Here is a 17074-nt window from a genome sequence, read left to right on the forward strand (position 1 = left end):
ATCATACTCCCCCTACTCCCAATAGAACGGGCCTGCTCCCTTGATCCGGGCCAGTGACTCGACATAGAAGAAATCCCCGTAGATCAGCGGCACATCAATATTCCGGTCCTCAGGATAGTTGCTGGTGCCGTGAAGCAGCAGCCCCTGTTCACCGGGATTGTCCCAAGTTCCGTAATTACGGTAGAGAGATTCCGTAATTCTCAGCGCCCCGTTCCGGTAGATATAAGCCTCTGATTCTCCCACCAGCCCGGCCAGCAGCAGCAGACCGCTTGCCGCGCAGGAACCGGCTGAAGTATCGCGGATCTCCCCGACATCGCCGGGAGCGCGGAAATCCCAATGCGGCACCTGATCCTCCGGCAGCCGGGTCAGGAAGAAATGCGCAACCTGCTTGGACGCATGCAGGTAGCTCAGCTTGCCGGTATGATGATAGGCCAGCGCCAGTCCGTAGAGCGCCCAAGCCGCCCCGCGCGACCAGGCCGATTCCGGCGCATAGCCCTGTCCGCCCAGCTTCTCTGCCACTTCACCCGTCTCCGGGTTGAAGTTGACGATATGATAGACGGAGCCGTCCGGCCGGATGAAATGCTCCAGCACCGTATCCATATGCGCCTCCGCGATATGCCGGTAACGCGGGTCTCCGGTGACTTCGGATGCCCAGAACAGCAGGCTGGTGTTCATGCTGCAGTCAATAATGGCGACCCCGCTATTGTCCTCGCCTTCTCTCCAGGGATTCCAGGCCCGGATATAGCGGCCCTTCAGGTTGAAGCGGGCGGCCAGATAGTTGGCGGCCTTCAGCCCGCGGACCCGTGATTCTTCTCTGCCCGTCAGCTTGTAATTGGCGACGCTGGTCAGCAGCCACATGAAGCCAAGGTCATGATCCAGCTTCACGTAGCCGTCCAGCACCTCATCCAGCCGCTCCTCACAGCGCTCGGCTACTGCCTTCAGACCCTCGTCACCGCTCCCGGCATAGAGCTGCCAGAGCATGCCCGGCCAGAAGCCGGCGGTCCACCAGCTTGGTACCTCCAGGACATATTTGCCGCCTTGACTGGCATGCGGGAATTCGGCTCCGATGCTGATACTGTTCGTTCTCGTCTTCTCCAGTGCCTTACTCCAAGCCTCATCTACCCAAGCCTGATCTATGGTTCTGTTCATTTGAATCCCGCCTTTGTGTGAATGATATAGCCGTGCAGTGCGTCTTACATAAATTCAAAAGTAAACACCAATACGCCCTCTGCTCCGGGCTGGAGAACCTGGAAGTCCAGAGTATGCCACACCGTGCCCTGGCCATAGTGATCCTGGTACATATGTGCGGTAATCTCCGGCCGGACGATCTGCGAATCGTAGGTCACCTGAACGCCGTGGCCTTCGGCACCCGGTAGCAGTAATCGCCCTGTACCCGTGAGCTCCGGTCTGCGCCACGTTACGAACCGTTCCGTCCAGCTTACCGGAGCTCCGTCATAGCGGTAAGTGTCAGTCAGCTCCAGACGGGGCAGCTCCTCCTTATGCCAGACCAGCGAACGGACCAGAGTTTGCAGTCCGGCTACCGGATACGCACGGGCCAGCTCCAGCGTCAGCTCATCCTTCGCCTGCGCCGCCGATGCATGCAGCACCGTTGCCCGGAACTCCCGTCCTGCCCCCTGGTACTGGCCGTCAATAATCGGCACGCTGTGGCCCTGCGACCCGTTGCAGTCATAGCCATAACGGCCGGCACCGAAATAGTCCGCCGTGTACTCTCCGCTGCCCAGATCGGCCGCGAAGATCTCCCCCCGGCCGCTCAGAATGAATTGGCCCAGGTCATTATGGTTATGCGGCTCGTCGTTGTGGCCGCCCTTGGCCGCGAAGCCGAAGGCGCCCGCCCCAGAGACATGCCGCGATACGAGCCAAGCGGCATCGGGAAGATAGCTGCTGCCAGCCTCCCATGATTCATTCTCCTCCCCGGTTCTTGTCCAGATCAGATTGCGCAGCGCCGGTGCGAAGCGGCTGCAGTGATCCTCCGTGAACGGGGCGCGCAGCGCAGACGGCGGGCGCAGGACATCCGGATAGACGTCCGCCAGATAATGAGATAGTCCCATATGTATCCGCACCCGGGGCACTGTATCGGAGAAATTGGCGACGTAGCTGCCGTCAATGAAGCATTGCTGCTGGAAGCGGGCGATCTGTGCCACCTTTTCCTGCTTGAACCAATCCAGCCGGCCTCCGCTTCTTGCACGGAGCAGATCGCTGTAATAAGTGAAATAGCCGAACCCGTAATTCCAGTAGCCCAGCCCCTCCTGGCAGGCCCCGTCTGCTCCGAAGCCCTGCAGATAATAATTCATGCTGCTCTCTGTCTTCAGAAGAATCTCCGCCAGCATGTCCCTGTCCTTCACAAGGAGCAGTGCAGCCGCACCCACAGAGCCCGCACAGACCGCCGCCCAATTGTGAGTGGAGGTCTCCCAGAAATAAGGGCCATGCGCAAGGAACGGCCGGAAGATTCTATTCTCCACCTCACTACGTATCCGGGAGCGGAGCAGCAGCGGGAGACGCTCCCCGACCAGCAGCAGACATTCACTTAAAGTAAAGCCTGTCTCGGCGGAGAACAGATCGATATGGCGGTTGATCTCAGCAGCCTCATGCTTCTCAGGAAGATGGGCGGGAACGCACCATGTGTACTCATCGCAGATCGCCCATAGAATATCTGTCAGTTGCTCCAGAGCTGCTGCGTTCTCCGGCTCCAGCAGACTTAGGAACACATACGTATTCAGCCTTCTTCTCCGTTCAAAATAAGGCCGCTCATACTCCAGTCTCGACCCCGTCTGCCGGAAAAGGGTAAACAGACTGTACGTCAGCAGCGGTATAGGCTGCCCTTCCAGCCTCCGTGCCTCTGCACGAATCTCACTGAGACTGGCTTGTAAGACTTCAGAAGATCCCGCCTCACTCCAAAAAGCGGCCGAATCCCCTTGCGGATAATATAAGCTGAGATCTGCCGGCTTCATGTTCTCTGCGATTGCCTTAAGTTCCTGTATGTTCATGCCTAAGCTCCCTCTCCTGTTCAGTCTGTCTGTATCCCTTATTCCAAAGCATGGTCCCGCATCACATTCTCGCCGTCCGCGATTCTACGTGCCGTCCATTTCATATCCTCGCCCGACCAGAAGGGATCAGCAGGAAGTAAGCCCAGCGGCAGGAAAACAGCGGCGCACAGATACAGACTGCCTGTATTAATGTAGCTCTCGGCCAGCTCCGGCTGATAGCCGTAGATCCCCGGCTGCAGCCAGCCGTTCTCATCCAGCGTGCCCGGGTATTGCATAATCCGGTTAATGACTGCGGTCAAGGCGCAGCGCACCTGGGCCGGAGGCAGCGAGTCTTCCAGGAAATGCTGGAGCGCCGCCTGCGACAGCAGCTGAAATGCCCCGAACCGGTAGACAATCGAACGCCCGAGGAACGGATACGTTCCATCAGGGGCGATACTGCGCTCCAGCACGGATGCATATCTCTGCGCCCGCTGCAGGACCAAGGGTCTAAGCCGGGCATACTCCTCATTCTCCTGTTCGAAAAGGGTAACCACATCCAACAGCATCGGCTGAATGACAAAGCTGTTGTAATAATCCCAGTGGAAGTCCTTCCCGTCCCCGTAGACTCCGTCACCCTTGTACCAGTCCATGAACATGTGGACCGCATAACCCACGCGCATCCGGTCATACTCCGGATCGCCCAGAGAATATAACGCTGCTTCCACCATCGCACTGAACAGCAGCCAGTTGCTGCCGCTGGGGGCGGTCCGCCGCGTCTGTTTAAGCGCCACAATCAGATTGCCTTTGACCCGTGCGTCCAGCCGGTCTGTAACCGCTTTCGGTGCACGCACCAGCGCATGGGCCAGAAATGCAGCATCGACCAGCGGCTGGCCTTCGGTCTTAAATTCCATATAATCAGGCGACTGCGGATCGACCGCCGCATCAATCGCTTCCAGCAGCAGCCCGGCATAACAGGCTCTTAAGCGCTCTTCTTCACCCTCAAGCCCCTGAAGCTCCAGCCAGGGAGCCATTCCGCAGGCCAGTCTCGCAAAAGCCTCCAGGTGAGCAAACTGGCTGCGCTCGCTATGAAACTCCTTAGGAAGCTGTTCCTTCAACCTCCGCGCAGCCAGGGCTTCCAGGACCGGTGTTCCAATCCGCAGCATCGTATCCAGCCAGTATTTACGCTGTTCTATCCCACTCATCCCTAGTTCCACCCTCTCAGGTATTCTTCTTCTCTAGTGTATTGTGGTATTATAGCAATGTCTTTGCGAATAATGATGATTTATTGCGTATATTGTGATCAACAAGAAAGGGGCTGTGACGATGAAGCATGCCCGGTATTATGAAACGTTCGACGGCGATATTCTGGCCGGTATCGGCAATTCTCCAATCTCTCCGACGCGGGATTTCCATATTCATGACCACTATGAAATCTTCCTATTCCTCGGCGGCAGCGTGAACGGCTTCGTGGATCAGTACAGCTATCCGCTGGTGCGCGGCGACGTCCTGTTATTTAACAATCATGAGATTCATAAAATCATCAACCGCTCCCCCGAGCCTTATGAGCGGCTGACCATTCATTTCAAAGCACCGCTGGTCTACCCGTTCTGTACAGCGACTACGAATCTGCTGGCCTGCTTCCAGAACCGCCAGCCCGGGGAGAATAACCTGGCCCGGATGGAGGAGCCGCTGCTCTCGGAATATACCGCACTCTCCTCTCAGCTGATTGCCGCCTTGGAACGCAAGCAGTACGGCAGCGAGGTGCTGGCCCTGACGTATCTGATTCAGATTCTGGTGCTGGTCAACGAGCTGTACAGCCGCACCCGTGCCGCCGTGCCCAGCATCATCTCTTCCCATATTCAATCTGCGATGAGTTATATCGACAACCACCTGCACCTGAATCTGTCGCTGGGGCATATCGCCGGGGAGCTGAATCTGGACAAATATTATCTCAGCCATCTGTTCAAACAGCAGACCGGAGGCACCATCTACCGTTATGTGCTGCTTAAAAAGATCGCGTTATCCAAGCAACTCCTGTCCGCCGGCAACTCCGTGTCCGATACCTGTTATCTGTCCGGATTCAACGATTATGCCAATTTCATCCGCACCTTCAAGAACATCACGGGCATTCCTCCGGGAAAATACGGCAAATAAAAACGGCACCGCCTATCCGCAGCGCTGCCGTCTCAGGAACAAAATGCCTGCAGCATCCCCATTGTAGTCGGTTTTTCGACCTTATCCGGCCCACACGCCTCTGCCGCACTGAATGTGGTCGGTTTTCCGACCATATCCGGCCCACACGCCTTTGCCGCACCGAATGTGGTCGGTTTTTCGACCATATCCGGCCCACACGCCTTTGCCGCACCCGATGTGGTCGGTTTTTCGACCACATTTGGCCCACACGTCTCTGCCGCACCCAATGTGGTCGGTTTTTCGACCACATCCGGCCCAGATGACCACGCGCTGTCCATGTGTCGGTGAAATCAGCGAAGTCATTCCTATGACTGATCCAGAATATAGTCATCCTGCCGATGCTCCAAGACATTTATCCCCAAGTGCGGACGCTAACGCTCCTCCAGTTCCAAAATTCCCCTCCGCCACTTTTCCCATAACTCAAGTTTTTAAGATCAAACCAACCCGCCGCTCCTCTGGCCCTCCTTATACTCGCTCGGACTTACACCCATATATTCCTTGAACACCTTAGAGAAATAATGCTGGTCTGCAAAAGCCAGCAGCTCCGACAGCTCCTTCACCTTCAGCTCCGGCTTGGCTGCGATCAGCCGGCAGGCTTCAGTAATCTTAAGCTGCATGTAGTAATGCACGAAGGTCCGCTGCGAATGCCGTTTGAAGATCCGGCTGACATAGGACGGGCTGACATGGAACTGAAGCGCCACCTCTGTGATAGAGAGCTGGGAGTAGAGATGCTGCTGCAAATATTGCTCCAATTGCCGGAACAGCTCTTCGCTGCTCTTAGGCCGCTGCTCTGAAGCGGCCAACACCTCCGGCAATCCCTTCCTGCTGCCCTCCTGCTCCTGAAGATGGGCGACCAGCCGCTGCATCACTTCGGCAAGCTGCTGCCGCTCCACAGGCTTCAGCAGATAATCGAATACCTGCAGATTCAGCGCTTTGCGCGTATACTCGAAGTCGCTGTAGCCGCTGATCAGCACCGCCTTGAGCGCCGGATTCACCTGCCTGCACTGCCCGATCAGCGCAAGTCCGTCCAGCTTGGGCATACGGATATCGGTCAGCAGAATATCCACCGGGTTAGCCTTGATGTATTCCAGGGCATCCAGCCCGTTCGAGGCGGTGGCGGCGATACGGACAGGCAGCTCCATGGACTGCATAAGCGCCTCGATATTGCGCAGAATCGGCTTGCTGTCCTCGGCAATGATAGCGGTATACATAGCGGTCCCTCCCCGGTTCTAGTAGAAGTCTTTACTCATAGATGCGATAATCTGGACCGTAGCGCCCTTTTCCCCGTCTAAGTGGTTGTAAATATTGAAGAATAGCCGGTTCCTGTACATCAGCTTCAGCCGGTTCACCGTATTCACAATCCCCATATTGCCAATTCCTGAGGTATCATGCCGAAGCTCATTGACCCCGGAATCCGAGTCCTCAATATTGTCCAGAATCTCCCTAATCCTGCCCGGCGCGAAGCCTTCCCCGTTATCCCGGATTTCGATGGCCCACAAGCCGTTATATACCTTCACCCGCACCTCAATCCGCCAAGGAGGGTCCGTATTCTTAAAAGCATGCTCGATACAATTCTCCACGAATGGCTGAATCACCAGCCGGGGCAGCTCAATCTGCTCAAGCCCCCCGTCCCCGTCAATCTCCCACTCCAGGTCATCCTCGAAATTATGCTGAATCAGGGACAAATAATGCTGCGTATGCTTCAGCTCCTCCGTCAACGCCACATGCTGATAAGGGGAGGACACAATATAGCGCAGACTGTCCGAGAGATGCTTGCACATTTCGGTCACTACGCTATTCTTCCCTTCCTGGGCGGCAATACTGATCAGATACAGGACATTGTGGATAAAATGGGGTGCGATCTGAGCCTGCAAGGCGGAATTCCTCGACTTCACCTCTTCGTGGAGCGCAAGCTTTTCCCGTTCGATAGATTCCTGCAGCCGCTCCAGCAGCTCCTGAAAAGCGCTATTCAGTTGAATCAGCTCATTGTTGTGGGTACGCGGGCCTGTCTTCATATTCAGGTTGCTGTAGTTCATCCGCAGAATCTGGCTGCGCAGCTTGCGGATCGGAAGCAGCAGGTTCCGGGTCGAGAAGTAAATGAAGATGAACGAGAACAGAATCAGCGCTGTGATCAGCAGAATAGAGATATATTTCACCGAATTGACCGGGCCCAGCACCACATTCCTGGGGTTCAGCACATAGGTAGTCCAGCCCGTCTTAGCAGAGCGGTGGTAAGCCACATAGTTCTGGCCGCTGCTCAGATAGATTCCGTTAGCTACTGCAGATTCAGAGGGAGACGCTGCGAATTCGGGGACCTTCTCCCCTTCACGTAGTGCCGGAGAGCTGGAGACCAGCCGCTGGTCCTGATCCATAATATAGACCTTGCCGCCCGCCAGGCCCGCAGCAGACCTGTTCAAGTACCGCTGGTCCAGCTGCACCGCCAGATAGCCGAACACCTGACCATTCTGGTTCCTGATTGCCCGTACAAAAGAGATGGCATCCGCCCCTTGCCGATAGAGCGCGTAACCGCTTGCATTCCAGGTCGGCAGGTTGCTGCTCTCTTCCAGGAACGGCCTTAGTGAGGCCGGGCTATCCGCGTATCCGATATAAGAGGCCACCCGCTCCCCTGTCAGATCATAGATCATCATATCCTCAATGTTCAGACTCGGTCCCAGTGCCTGGAACATGATGTCTTTCAGCCTGCGGCTCCGGGTCAGTCCTTCCAGGGTAAGCTGCGAATAATCACCTGCGGACAGCAGTGTGAACACCTCTTTGTTCGACAGAATCCGCTGGGAGAGCTGGTTCTGGTTATTGATATAGAGGTTCAGCTGATCGCTGACCTGGGCAGCAGCCAGCTTCATTTCGTTCTCTGTCTTGTCCTTGAGCGGCTGGATCACCATATAATTCACGTAGACCAGGAAGCAGCCCAGCACAATCAGCAGGAGCAGCATGAAGGTGAAGAAGAATTTCGTTTGCAGACTGGCCTGAACCCTGCCTCCGCGCAATTTCTGAACAATAGTAGCCAAGCCGAGCCCCCCTGAACCTTAGGATGCTGCCTACTTTACAACCAATCGGGCGAATTGACAAGCCGTCCCGGAGTTCAGAATATTACACAGAAAGAGTCAAGCACAAACATGTACCTTGCGCAGTCCTCATTCTATAATCAAAAATGTAAACGGATTCAATCCACAGAAAATTTCACTATTGGGGGCGATCACATGAATGGCAAAATGAAAAAAATCGCAACAGGCGTACTGGCCGGTGTAATGACCTTAACGCTGGCGGCATGCGGCAATGGCAACTCAGGCTCCGGCAACGCTTCAGCTACCGACAGCGGCGGCAACGGAAACAGCGGCAGCGGCGGCAGCAGCGGCAAAAAGGTAACCATCGAGCTGGCCATCTCCAAAAGCTCGCAGGATTCGGCGTTCGTGGCCCAGGATGTGCTGGATGAATTCGAGCAGAAAACCAATATCAAGGTCAATCTTCAACTGCTTCCGGCTGAACAGACGGCCACCGTACTCCAGACCAAGCTGGCTGTCGATGAGGTCCCTGACCTGATTCAATACAATCTGGCGAGTGCTACTACCGACCTTAATCTGGAGCGGAATTTCGAGATTCTTGATAACGAGCCTTGGGTGAGCCGGCTGCTGAACAAGGATGTTCTCTCCGCTTACGATCATGTCTACAGCTTCCATTACAGTCAGGATACAGGGATGCAGGGCGTCGTCTATAACAAGGACATCTTCAAGGACCTGGGGCTTGAGATTCCGAAGAATTACGAGGAATTCCTGGCCGTCTGCGAGAAGATCAAAGCCAGCGGCATTACTCCGGTCTTCATGCCGTTCAAAGATAACTGGGCGGCGAATATCTGGCCAGCGGCGGCTTTTGCCGACTGGGCGGCTAAGAATGAACCTTCCCTGTTCGAGGACATCAATGCCGGCCGCAAAAAGTGGTCCGATGTTCCCGAATTCGCTACCTTCCTGGAGCAGCAGTACGAAGTCTACAAGAAAGGCTACACCAACACGGACATTCTCAGCGACAGCTACGATATGGCCGTGGGCAAATTCCTGAACAAGGAAACCGCGATGATGTTCATGGGGGACTGGCTGATCGTGAACGTGGCTGAGAAAGACCCGAATGTGCATCTGGGCCTGTTCGCTATTCCTTCTTCGGAGGATGCGAACCTCGGTGCCAGCCCGCTGGGCGGCCAGCTGTTCATCCCTAAGAAAGCCAAGCACATGGCCGAAGCGAAGCAATTCCTGGAGTTCCTCGCCACCAAAGAAGTTGCACAGAAAATGGTTGACAGCCAAGGCTCCGTCTCCAACTTCAGCGATGTCACTACACCGAAGCTTCCGGAGTACAAGCAGGAGATTGTCGATCAATATATCACACCGAAGAAGACTACGCTGACTACCGACGCTTACATGATCGTAGACCGCAGCGAGCTGTACCGCCTGCTTCAGGATGAGTTCGCCGGGGGTCTGGACGCTGCGGGCGTACTCAAAGCCTGGGATGAGAAATTCAGCCAGCTGATGAAGGACAAAGGGGTCGAAGGATTTTAAGCCGATCTGACTAACCATACTTCAGGCAGAATAAAGTCCGCTCAGGGCTTTATTCTGTCCTGGGCTATATAGGAGTGTGAAGAGATGAAAATATCAAAGAAACTATACTCGTATTACCTGATCTGGCCCGCGCTGCTGATCTACTCGATCTTCTTCGTGCTGCCTGCGCTGGCCGGGCTCTACTATTCCTTCACCGATTGGCGGCTGGACCGCGAAGCGATCAAGTTCATTGGCTGGGACAACTTTGAACGAATTTTCACTGACAGAACCCTGCTGCTGGCCATCAAGAATACCGCAATCTTTGCAGTAGTCACCGTCATCGGCAAAAACCTGCTCGGCATCGCACTTGCGGTCGGCCTCAACATGCGGCTGAAGACCAGAAACCTGCTGCGGGCGATTTTTTACTCTCCGTCAATCCTCAGCGTGTTGGTGATCAGCATCGTATTCACGCCCATGCTGCGCTCTGACGGTACGATTAACCGGATCTTCGAGGCTGTAGGTCTGCCTTCGCTGAGCCAGGCCTGGCTGACCAATCCTGCGATTGTTATCTGGACCGTTGCTTTTGTGTCCATCTGGCAGCATACCGGCTTCCAGATGGCGATCTATCTGGCCGGACTCCAGTCGATCTCCAAGGAATACTACGAGGCGGCCACGATTGACGGGGCCGGTTCCTGGCGGAGCTTCCGCAGCATCACGATTCCGCTGCTGCTTCCTGCGATCAATATCAATCTGATGCTCACCCTGATCGGCGGGCTTAAGGTGTTCTCCGAGGTATTCGTGCTCACCGGCGGGGGGCCCGGCAATGCCTCCCAGGTGGTCGGAACAATCATCCTCCGCTCCTTCGGGGAAGGCAGCTGGGGACTGGGTACCGCCGTCAATACCCTGCTGTTCGCTGCTGTAACCATCATCGCCATTCCCCTGCTGATCTTCATGCGGCGCAAGGAGGTATCGGAATAATGAGCTTCACACGCAAAATGGCCTGGCGCAACTATCTGGTAGAAGGGTTCCTGATCTTGGCCTCCCTGCTGATTATTCTACCGCTGCTGATCATGCTGTTCGGCAGCTTCATGACCAGCTCGGAGGTACTGAAGTTCTCCCTCCGGCTGCCTGAGCAATGGAAATTTTCCAATTATGCGGAGGTGTTCCGCGAAGGCGGCTTGGGACGCGCATTCCTGAACGGGATGCTGATTACCAGCGTCTCCTCTGTGCTGAATATCTTTACCTCTTCGGCAGCCTCGTTCATTCTGGTGCGCCGGGAGACCAAAATGTCAGGCTTCCTGTATATGTTCTTCTTCATGGGCCTGATCGCGCCGATGTCCACCATCACCACGATCCGTGTCGTGCAGTGGATGGGCTTCTACGGCAGCATCACCAGTGTCATCCTGATCTACGCCTCGCTGAATACGGCGTTCAGCGTGTTTCTGTACAGCGGATTCATCCGGTCCATTCCTAAGGCGCTGGATGAGGTTGCTTTTCTGGAGGGGGCGAATACCTTCTCGGTGTTCTTCCGGATCGTCACCCCGCTGATCGTCCCGGTCAACGCCACCGTAGCAATTATGGTGTTCATGTCCGTCTGGAACGACATCACCATTCCGCTCTATTTCCTGACCGACAGCTCGGACTGGACGATGCCGCTCTCGGTGTACAATTTCTACGGCAAGTACAGCCGGGACTGGAACCTGATCTTCGCAGACCTTGTACTGACCTCCCTCCCCGTACTAATCCTGTATATCTTCTGCCAAAAGTACATTGTTAGCGGACTTACGGCGGGAGCGGTGAAGGGGTAAGCTGAATTCTTTTATAATGTTAAAGAGGAGCTGTCTCTTCAAGTCGAAATGGACTTGAAGGCAGCTCTTTTTTGTCAGAAATGCATTGTTAGCGGGCTTACGATGGGAGCGGTGAAGGGATAATCTCTGCCCTTTTTGTGGCTTTCATGGACAAATGGATCATTCGGGCCGGAGCATCCGAACATAACATATAGCAGACAGCCTGATGCGGCATCAAGGCGCAGGCCGGCGCGCCTGCCCATCCGGTTGTCTGTCCGCCGGGCCCGGCGAGTCCACTAGCCAGAAAGACATGAAAGGGGTTTTCATTCGTGAATACGAATATGGTAAACCGCAGAAGAAATCTAGCATCAAATATTAATCCTTACGTGTTTGCGAGTTATGAACTTTCCAATTATTTTGGCTACGTCGCTGTCATTGATCCTGTATACAATAAGGTCATCAAACGGATTCCAGTAGGCCTTAACCCTGGTCCTATGTGCATGGATCCCTCAGAGCAAAAGCTTTTCGTCGTCAATACAAGTTCAGGTTCAGTCACTGTCATTGATACGAATACCTTTGCTATTCTCAAAACCGTTCGCGTAGGCACTGCCGGCTCCACTACTACCAATCCTGTCGCTGTCTTCGTTGGTCCCGACGGCAGAAAAGCCTATGTAGCCAATTACGGAGATCACAACGTAACGATTATTGATACTTCCACCTATACAGTAATAAAAAATGTGCCGATGATTCCAGATCTTACCGGAAATCCAGGCACTCCGGGCGAGCTAGGAAAGCCGTTTGCCTTTGCGAGTAATAAGAATAGTTCCTATGTCTCTGTTGCCTGTAAGGTTGCAGATACTAAAGATTTTGTTGTCGCCATTGACCTTGAGACAGACAACGTTCATCCGTACAACGATGGAATTGAGCTTACTTTTGACGGAACGCACAATCCTTTGGTTGTTCATCCGGACGGACACACACAGGTCACATTAGGAGAGACCGGCATGCTTACCTATTTTGGCAGTCATGAAATTGGCTTTTCCTTCGTCGTAGGTTCGCTGAGGAATACGGTCTCCGGGGTCTACCTGGACAACAAAATGTTATTTTGCACTATGCAAGAAGGATTAACCTTTTTAGAACGGTTTAACAACCTGTATATTGACTCGCAGGGATTTATCTTCAATGGTGATTCCACATTTATCTCCAGCTACAAAGGCCAGGATAAAATCCTTGCTTCAAGTAATCAAAGTACGATTTGCATCACCATTCAACCCACCACTTTCCCGACAGGTGGTCTGCAAATTTACGATGTAAACGCTGCTAGCTCACGGTTTGTTCCGCTCCCTTATGTCGGTGATTTAGCACTTGTCGATGACATCATTGCCTATGTAGGACAACTGACTTCGATTCAACCGATTGATTTGGGAAATCCAAGTAATCCCATTCCTGCTATTCCGATTGGCACAAGTCCCTCAGACCGCGTCAACGTGAAGAACATTATTTCCGGTTATAGCAATCGATCTTTGTAATGCATATTTTCTAGAAAAATCGAGCTGTCTCTTCAAGTCGAAATGGATTTGAGGGCAGCTTTTTTGCTAGAAATGCATCCTTAACGGACTTGCGGCGGGAGTGGTGAAGGGATAGCATACGCCCTTTTTGTGGTTTTATAGGACGTTTAGATGATCGGGCCGGAGCATCCAGACATAACATATAGCAGACAACCTGATGAGGCATCCGGAAACAACCGGCGCGCCTGCCCATCCGGTTGTCTGTCCGCCGGGCCCGGCGAGTCCACTAGCCAGAAAGACATGAAAGGGGTTTTCATTCGTGAGTACGAATATGACAAACCATCACAGAAATTTATCATCAGGTACTAATCCTTACGTGTTTGTGAGTTATGAACTTGACTATTTCTTCGGATATGTCGCTGTCATCGATCCTGCACAAGATAAGATCATCCGGCGGATTCCGGTGGGCAGCAAGCCGGGGCCAATGTGCCTGAATTACCAGGAGGATAAGCTTTACGTATTGAATACCGCACAGGATACGGTCAGTATCATTGATGCATATACCTTTAAAGTTATTACTACCGTTCAAATTGACTTGGGGGGACCGGACCGCCGTCCTGTTTCTCTCTTTGCTGCCTCTAATGCGAACAAAGTCTATGTACCCACTCAAGGACAAATGGCCATTTCAATTATTGACACCCTCACGAATGAGGCTGAGCAAGTGGAATTGTGGCTACACGGAAGCGCGTACCCTTTCGCCTTTGCGGGTCATCCGGATAGTCACTATGTCAGTATTGCTTGCCAGTCTGCTGATAATGAACAGGGTATTGTTACCGCCATTTCCGTTGATGATGATACTGTTCATCAGTTTGGAGACGGAATTGAGCTTGCTTTTGACCGGTCACACAACCCGTTGACGGTTCACCCGGACGGAAAGACGCAAGTCACACTTGGACCGACTGGCATGTTGACCTATACTGGAACCAATAATTTTGGCGTGTCCAAATCGTCAAGTCTGCTGGACAATACGGTGTCCGGGGTCTATCTGGACAACGGATTGTTATATTGTACCTCCCACGAAGATAAAGCCTATTTGAAACAATTTAAGAATCTGTCGATTGACGGGCAGGGAAACATTACCTATGACCAATTCAAAGAAATTCCCAGTTACAAAGGTCAGGATAAAATCCTTGCTTCTCGTAGTCAAAGTTATATTGGCGTCTCCGTTCTGCCCACCACTTTCCCGACAGGTGGTCTGCAAATCTACGATGTACACGCTGCCAGCTCACGGTTTGTTCCACTCTCCTATATAGGTGATTTTGCGTTTGCCAGTGACACTAAGGCCTATGTGGGAGAACTGACCTCGCTTCGTCCGATTAATGTATCAACCGCAACCGCCCTGCCTGCTATACCGTTTGGCTCGGATCGCATCGCGATCAAGAATATTGTTTCCGGTTATAGCAATCGATCTTTGTAATGCATATTTAGTATAGCAATCGAGCTGCCTCTTCAAGTCGAAATAGACTTGGGGACAGCTCTTTTTTCTACCTTACTGGACATTAGGACCGTTCGGGCCTGAACATCCGGACATAACATACAGCAGACAATCTGATGTGGAATCCGGACACAAACAGGCGCGCCTGCCCATCCGCTTGTCCGTCCGCCGGGCCCGGCGAGTCCAATATCTACAGCTGCATGAAAGGGGATTTTATCTATGAATATGAATCTAACAGCAAACCATAACAGGAATACACGGAGCGGCCTTTCTTATGTCTATGCGTCTTATGTATTTAGAAATAACAGTGGATATATCGCTGTTATTGATCCCACTACCGATCAGATCATCAAACGGATTCCGACAGGCCGTAACCCTATCGCTATGTGCTTGAGCCCCTCTGGGGATAAGCTTTACGTGATAGATGCCTTTGAGGAAAAAGTCTTTGTCTATAGTACGGATACCTTCAGCCCTATAGGCGAAATTCCAGTTGGCAGCAAACCTGTTGCTATATTCGTAGAGCCTAGCGGCAAAAGAGGCTATGTAGCCAACTTTAGAGAACCCAGCGTGACGGTTTTTGATGCCGTCAATCTTAAGTTAATTGGAAATTTAAATTTGAAGAACTTCGGCATGCCTTTCGCCTTTGCGAGCAATGAAAAGAGCCCCTACGTCTATATTGCCTGCAAGGGAATTACTCCAGTTGAAGATTTCACTATGATGATTATCATTAATAATGATAGCTATATTCTCTTTTCCATTAAAGGACCAGTATTTGACCAGACCCACAACCCCTTGACCGTTCACCCGAATGGACACCCACTGGTCGAGCTTGCAAATATTGGACTCCTTACTACTGTTGTTACTGGTGGTGAAATCTCTAATACGACAAGTTTGCTGGACAATACGGTATCCGGTGTCTATCTGAAGAACAAATTGTTATTCTGCACTATGCGAGAAGAAAGGGACTTTTTGAAAGTATTCAAGAACCTGGATATGGATGAGAATGGGAACATCACCTATGATGAATTCAAAGAAATCCCCAGTTACAAAGGTCAGGATAAAATTCGCACTTCCCTTAATGAAAAGTATATTGGTGTCACCATTCCAGCCTATGATTTGCTGGCTGGTCTGCAAATCTACGATGTAGACCGAGGCACTTCCCAATTTGTTACGCTAACTTCCATTGGCGATCTTGCATTCTTCTCAGATACCAAAGCCTATGTGGGAGGATTTAACAAGGTTACTCCCTTTGATCTGGCCACTGCAAAACCTCTACCTCCGATCGTTATTGGGACAGTGTACTTCAGTGTGAAGAATGTTATTTGCGGTTATAGCAATCAATCCTTGTAATGCAAAGGGGAGTTCATTCATGAATATGATTAAGGCAACTCACAGCATGAAACTGTCATCAGGTCATCCTTATGTGTATGCGAGTTATGAAGTTGACCTTTATATCGGATATGTCGCTGTCATCGATCCTGTACAAGATACGATCATCAAACGGATTAGAGTGGGCGGCGAGCCTGGTCCCATGTGCATGGACCCCTCGGAGAAGAAGCTGTACGTCATTAATACCCGTGAAGATTCAGTCAGCATCATTGATTTGGATACCTTTAAGGTTCTCAATACTGTTCACATTGGCAATCCGTTCGTCAAGTTCTATCCTAATTCTATCTTCGCTGCTCCTAAGGGTAATAAAATATATGTAGCCCATTCCGATCCGGGCATTACCATTATTGACTTCCTTACAAATGAAGTTATTAAGGAAGTTCAACTAGACAGGGAGGTCGGCTACCCCTTCGCCTTTGCGGGCAATGAGAAGAGCTCCTTTGTCTATGCAGCCTGCACGAATAATAAAGTGATCGCCATTTCCATTGACGACGACACCGTTCATCCGTATGGAGACGGAATAGAGCTTACCTTTGACCGGAGCCGCAATCCCCTGACCGTTCATCCCCTTGGGCACACCCAGGTCACATTTGGACCTGCTGGTATGCTTACCTATTTTGACGATGATTCAATTGGGTACTCCAGTACGTCAAGTCTGCTGGACAATACGGTATCCGGGATCTACACGGACGACAAAAGATTATTCTGCACCATGCGCGAAGACAAAAACTATCTGAAAGTAATCGGTAATCTGGCCATTGATCAAAATGGGATCGTCACCTATAAAAGTCTTGCGGATTTTCCCAGCTACAAAGGGCAGGATAAAATTCGTCTTTCACGTAAGCAAGATTACATTGGTGTTACCGTTCAACCTACTGATTCCCCATTAGGCGGTGTGCAAATCATTGACTTACATGAAGGCTATTCCCATTTGGTTGAACTGCCTTATGTCGGTGATATGGCCTTCTTCGATGATACCAAGGCCTATGTGGGAGAAGGGACCTCCATTCGTCCAATTGATGTGGCAACCGCAACGGCACTGCCTGCCATTGTGCTTGGTGTCGCCACAGATCACCTCAAAGTCAATAATATTATTTCCGGCTATAGCAAGCAATCTTTATAGCACATGCCATTATTGCAGTGTTACATGATGCGGGGCCCGGTGAGTCCAGTAGAT

13 protein-coding genes are annotated in these 17074 nt (G+C 52.2%); 8 read left to right on the forward strand and 5 right to left on the reverse strand.

Annotated features, from left to right (window positions below; all coding sequences use genetic code 11):
• Window positions 1–12 precede the first annotated feature (12 nt).
• Genes J2Z70_RS08430 through J2Z70_RS08440 form a run of 3 tightly spaced genes read right to left on the reverse strand, consistent with a single transcriptional unit; the run spans window position 13 to window position 4186 of the window.
• Entirely contained in the window at window positions 13–1149 is a 1137-nt protein-coding gene (locus J2Z70_RS08430; protein ID WP_209871488.1) for a glycoside hydrolase family 88 protein, read from the reverse strand.
• Window positions 1150–1193: 44 nt separating this feature from the next.
• The gene (locus J2Z70_RS08435) at window positions 1194–3005 is read right to left on the reverse strand and encodes a heparinase II/III family protein (protein WP_209871491.1); all 1812 of its coding nucleotides are present in this window, start codon (window positions 3003–3005) and stop codon (window positions 1194–1196) included.
• A 38-nt stretch (window positions 3006–3043) separates the two neighbouring features.
• Window positions 3044–4186, reverse strand: a complete 1143-nt coding sequence (locus J2Z70_RS08440) for a DUF2264 domain-containing protein (RefSeq protein WP_209871494.1) — start codon at window positions 4184–4186, stop codon at window positions 3044–3046.
• Between the two features lie 94 nt (window positions 4187–4280).
• Between J2Z70_RS08440 and J2Z70_RS08445 the strand changes: the two genes are divergently transcribed.
• A complete protein-coding gene (locus J2Z70_RS08445) occupies window positions 4281–5138 on the forward strand; it encodes a helix-turn-helix domain-containing protein (protein ID WP_209871497.1) in 858 nt (285 codons plus the stop codon).
• Window positions 5139–5611: 473 nt separating this feature from the next.
• On the opposite strand, the gene J2Z70_RS08450 is transcribed toward J2Z70_RS08445, so the two are convergent.
• Together J2Z70_RS08450 and J2Z70_RS08455 are read right to left on the reverse strand one after the other, a co-directional pair.
• Complete coding sequence (locus J2Z70_RS08450) at window positions 5612–6388, reverse strand: response regulator transcription factor (protein ID WP_209871500.1); 777 nt, start codon at window positions 6386–6388, stop codon at window positions 5612–5614.
• Between the two features lie 18 nt (window positions 6389–6406).
• Window positions 6407–8203: a sensor histidine kinase gene (locus J2Z70_RS08455; protein WP_245368075.1), complete on the reverse strand. Its 1797-nt coding sequence runs from the start codon at window positions 8201–8203 to the stop codon at window positions 6407–6409.
• Window positions 8204–8395: 192 nt separating this feature from the next.
• Between J2Z70_RS08455 and J2Z70_RS08460 the strand changes: the two genes are divergently transcribed.
• The 7 genes from J2Z70_RS08460 (at window position 8396) to J2Z70_RS08490 (ending at window position 17020) form a co-directional block, all read left to right on the forward strand.
• Complete coding sequence (locus tag J2Z70_RS08460; protein ID WP_209871503.1) at window positions 8396–9739, forward strand: ABC transporter substrate-binding protein; 1344 nt, start codon at window positions 8396–8398, stop codon at window positions 9737–9739.
• Between the two features lie 84 nt (window positions 9740–9823).
• Entirely contained in the window at window positions 9824–10696 is an 873-nt protein-coding gene (locus J2Z70_RS08465; protein WP_209871506.1) for a carbohydrate ABC transporter permease, read from the forward strand.
• Window positions 10696–11526, forward strand: a complete 831-nt coding sequence (locus J2Z70_RS08470) for a carbohydrate ABC transporter permease (RefSeq protein ID WP_209871509.1) — start codon at window positions 10696–10698, stop codon at window positions 11524–11526. The genes J2Z70_RS08465 and J2Z70_RS08470 overlap by 1 nt, the downstream gene beginning before the upstream one ends.
• Before the next feature lie 308 nt (window positions 11527–11834).
• The gene (locus J2Z70_RS08475; RefSeq protein ID WP_209871513.1) at window positions 11835–13034 is read left to right on the forward strand and encodes a YncE family protein; all 1200 of its coding nucleotides are present in this window, start codon (window positions 11835–11837) and stop codon (window positions 13032–13034) included.
• A 298-nt stretch (window positions 13035–13332) separates the two neighbouring features.
• Window positions 13333–14490 carry a YncE family protein gene (locus J2Z70_RS08480; RefSeq protein ID WP_209871516.1) on the forward strand — a complete coding sequence of 386 codons (1158 nt, stop codon included), beginning with the start codon at window positions 13333–13335 and terminating at the stop codon, window positions 14488–14490.
• Window positions 14491–14727: 237 nt separating this feature from the next.
• Complete coding sequence (locus J2Z70_RS08485) at window positions 14728–15858, forward strand: hypothetical protein (RefSeq protein ID WP_209871519.1); 1131 nt, start codon at window positions 14728–14730, stop codon at window positions 15856–15858.
• A gap of 19 nt (window positions 15859–15877) precedes the next feature.
• On the forward strand, window positions 15878–17020 hold the full coding sequence (locus J2Z70_RS08490; RefSeq protein WP_209871522.1) for a YncE family protein: 1143 nt from the start codon (window positions 15878–15880) through the stop codon (window positions 17018–17020).
• The last annotated feature ends 54 nt before the right edge of the window (window positions 17021–17074 follow it).

Source organism: Paenibacillus silagei (assembly GCF_017874735.1).
Classification (GTDB): domain Bacteria; phylum Bacillota; class Bacilli; order Paenibacillales; family Paenibacillaceae; genus Paenibacillus_AQ; species Paenibacillus_AQ silagei.

What these genes read in the sequence shown, in the direction of transcription:
- J2Z70_RS08430 (WP_209871488.1), bottom strand. Translation starts at nt 1,149, where the DNA reads ATGAACAGAACCATAGATCAGGCTTGGGTAGATGAGGCTTGGAGTAAG.
- J2Z70_RS08435 (WP_209871491.1), bottom strand. Translation starts at nt 3,005, where the DNA reads ATGAACATACAGGAACTTAAGGCAATCGCAGAGAACATGAAGCCGGCA.
- J2Z70_RS08440 (WP_209871494.1), bottom strand. Translation starts at nt 4,186, where the DNA reads ATGAGTGGGATAGAACAGCGTAAATACTGGCTGGATACGATGCTGCGG.
- J2Z70_RS08450 (WP_209871500.1), bottom strand. Translation starts at nt 6,388, where the DNA reads ATGTATACCGCTATCATTGCCGAGGACAGCAAGCCGATTCTGCGCAAT.
- J2Z70_RS08460 (WP_209871503.1), top strand. Translation starts at nt 8,396, where the DNA reads ATGAATGGCAAAATGAAAAAAATCGCAACAGGCGTACTGGCCGGTGTA.
- J2Z70_RS08465 (WP_209871506.1), top strand. Translation starts at nt 9,824, where the DNA reads ATGAAAATATCAAAGAAACTATACTCGTATTACCTGATCTGGCCCGCG.
- J2Z70_RS08470 (WP_209871509.1), top strand. Translation starts at nt 10,696, where the DNA reads ATGAGCTTCACACGCAAAATGGCCTGGCGCAACTATCTGGTAGAAGGG.
- J2Z70_RS08485 (WP_209871519.1), top strand. Translation starts at nt 14,728, where the DNA reads ATGAATATGAATCTAACAGCAAACCATAACAGGAATACACGGAGCGGC.
- J2Z70_RS08490 (WP_209871522.1), top strand. Translation starts at nt 15,878, where the DNA reads ATGAATATGATTAAGGCAACTCACAGCATGAAACTGTCATCAGGTCAT.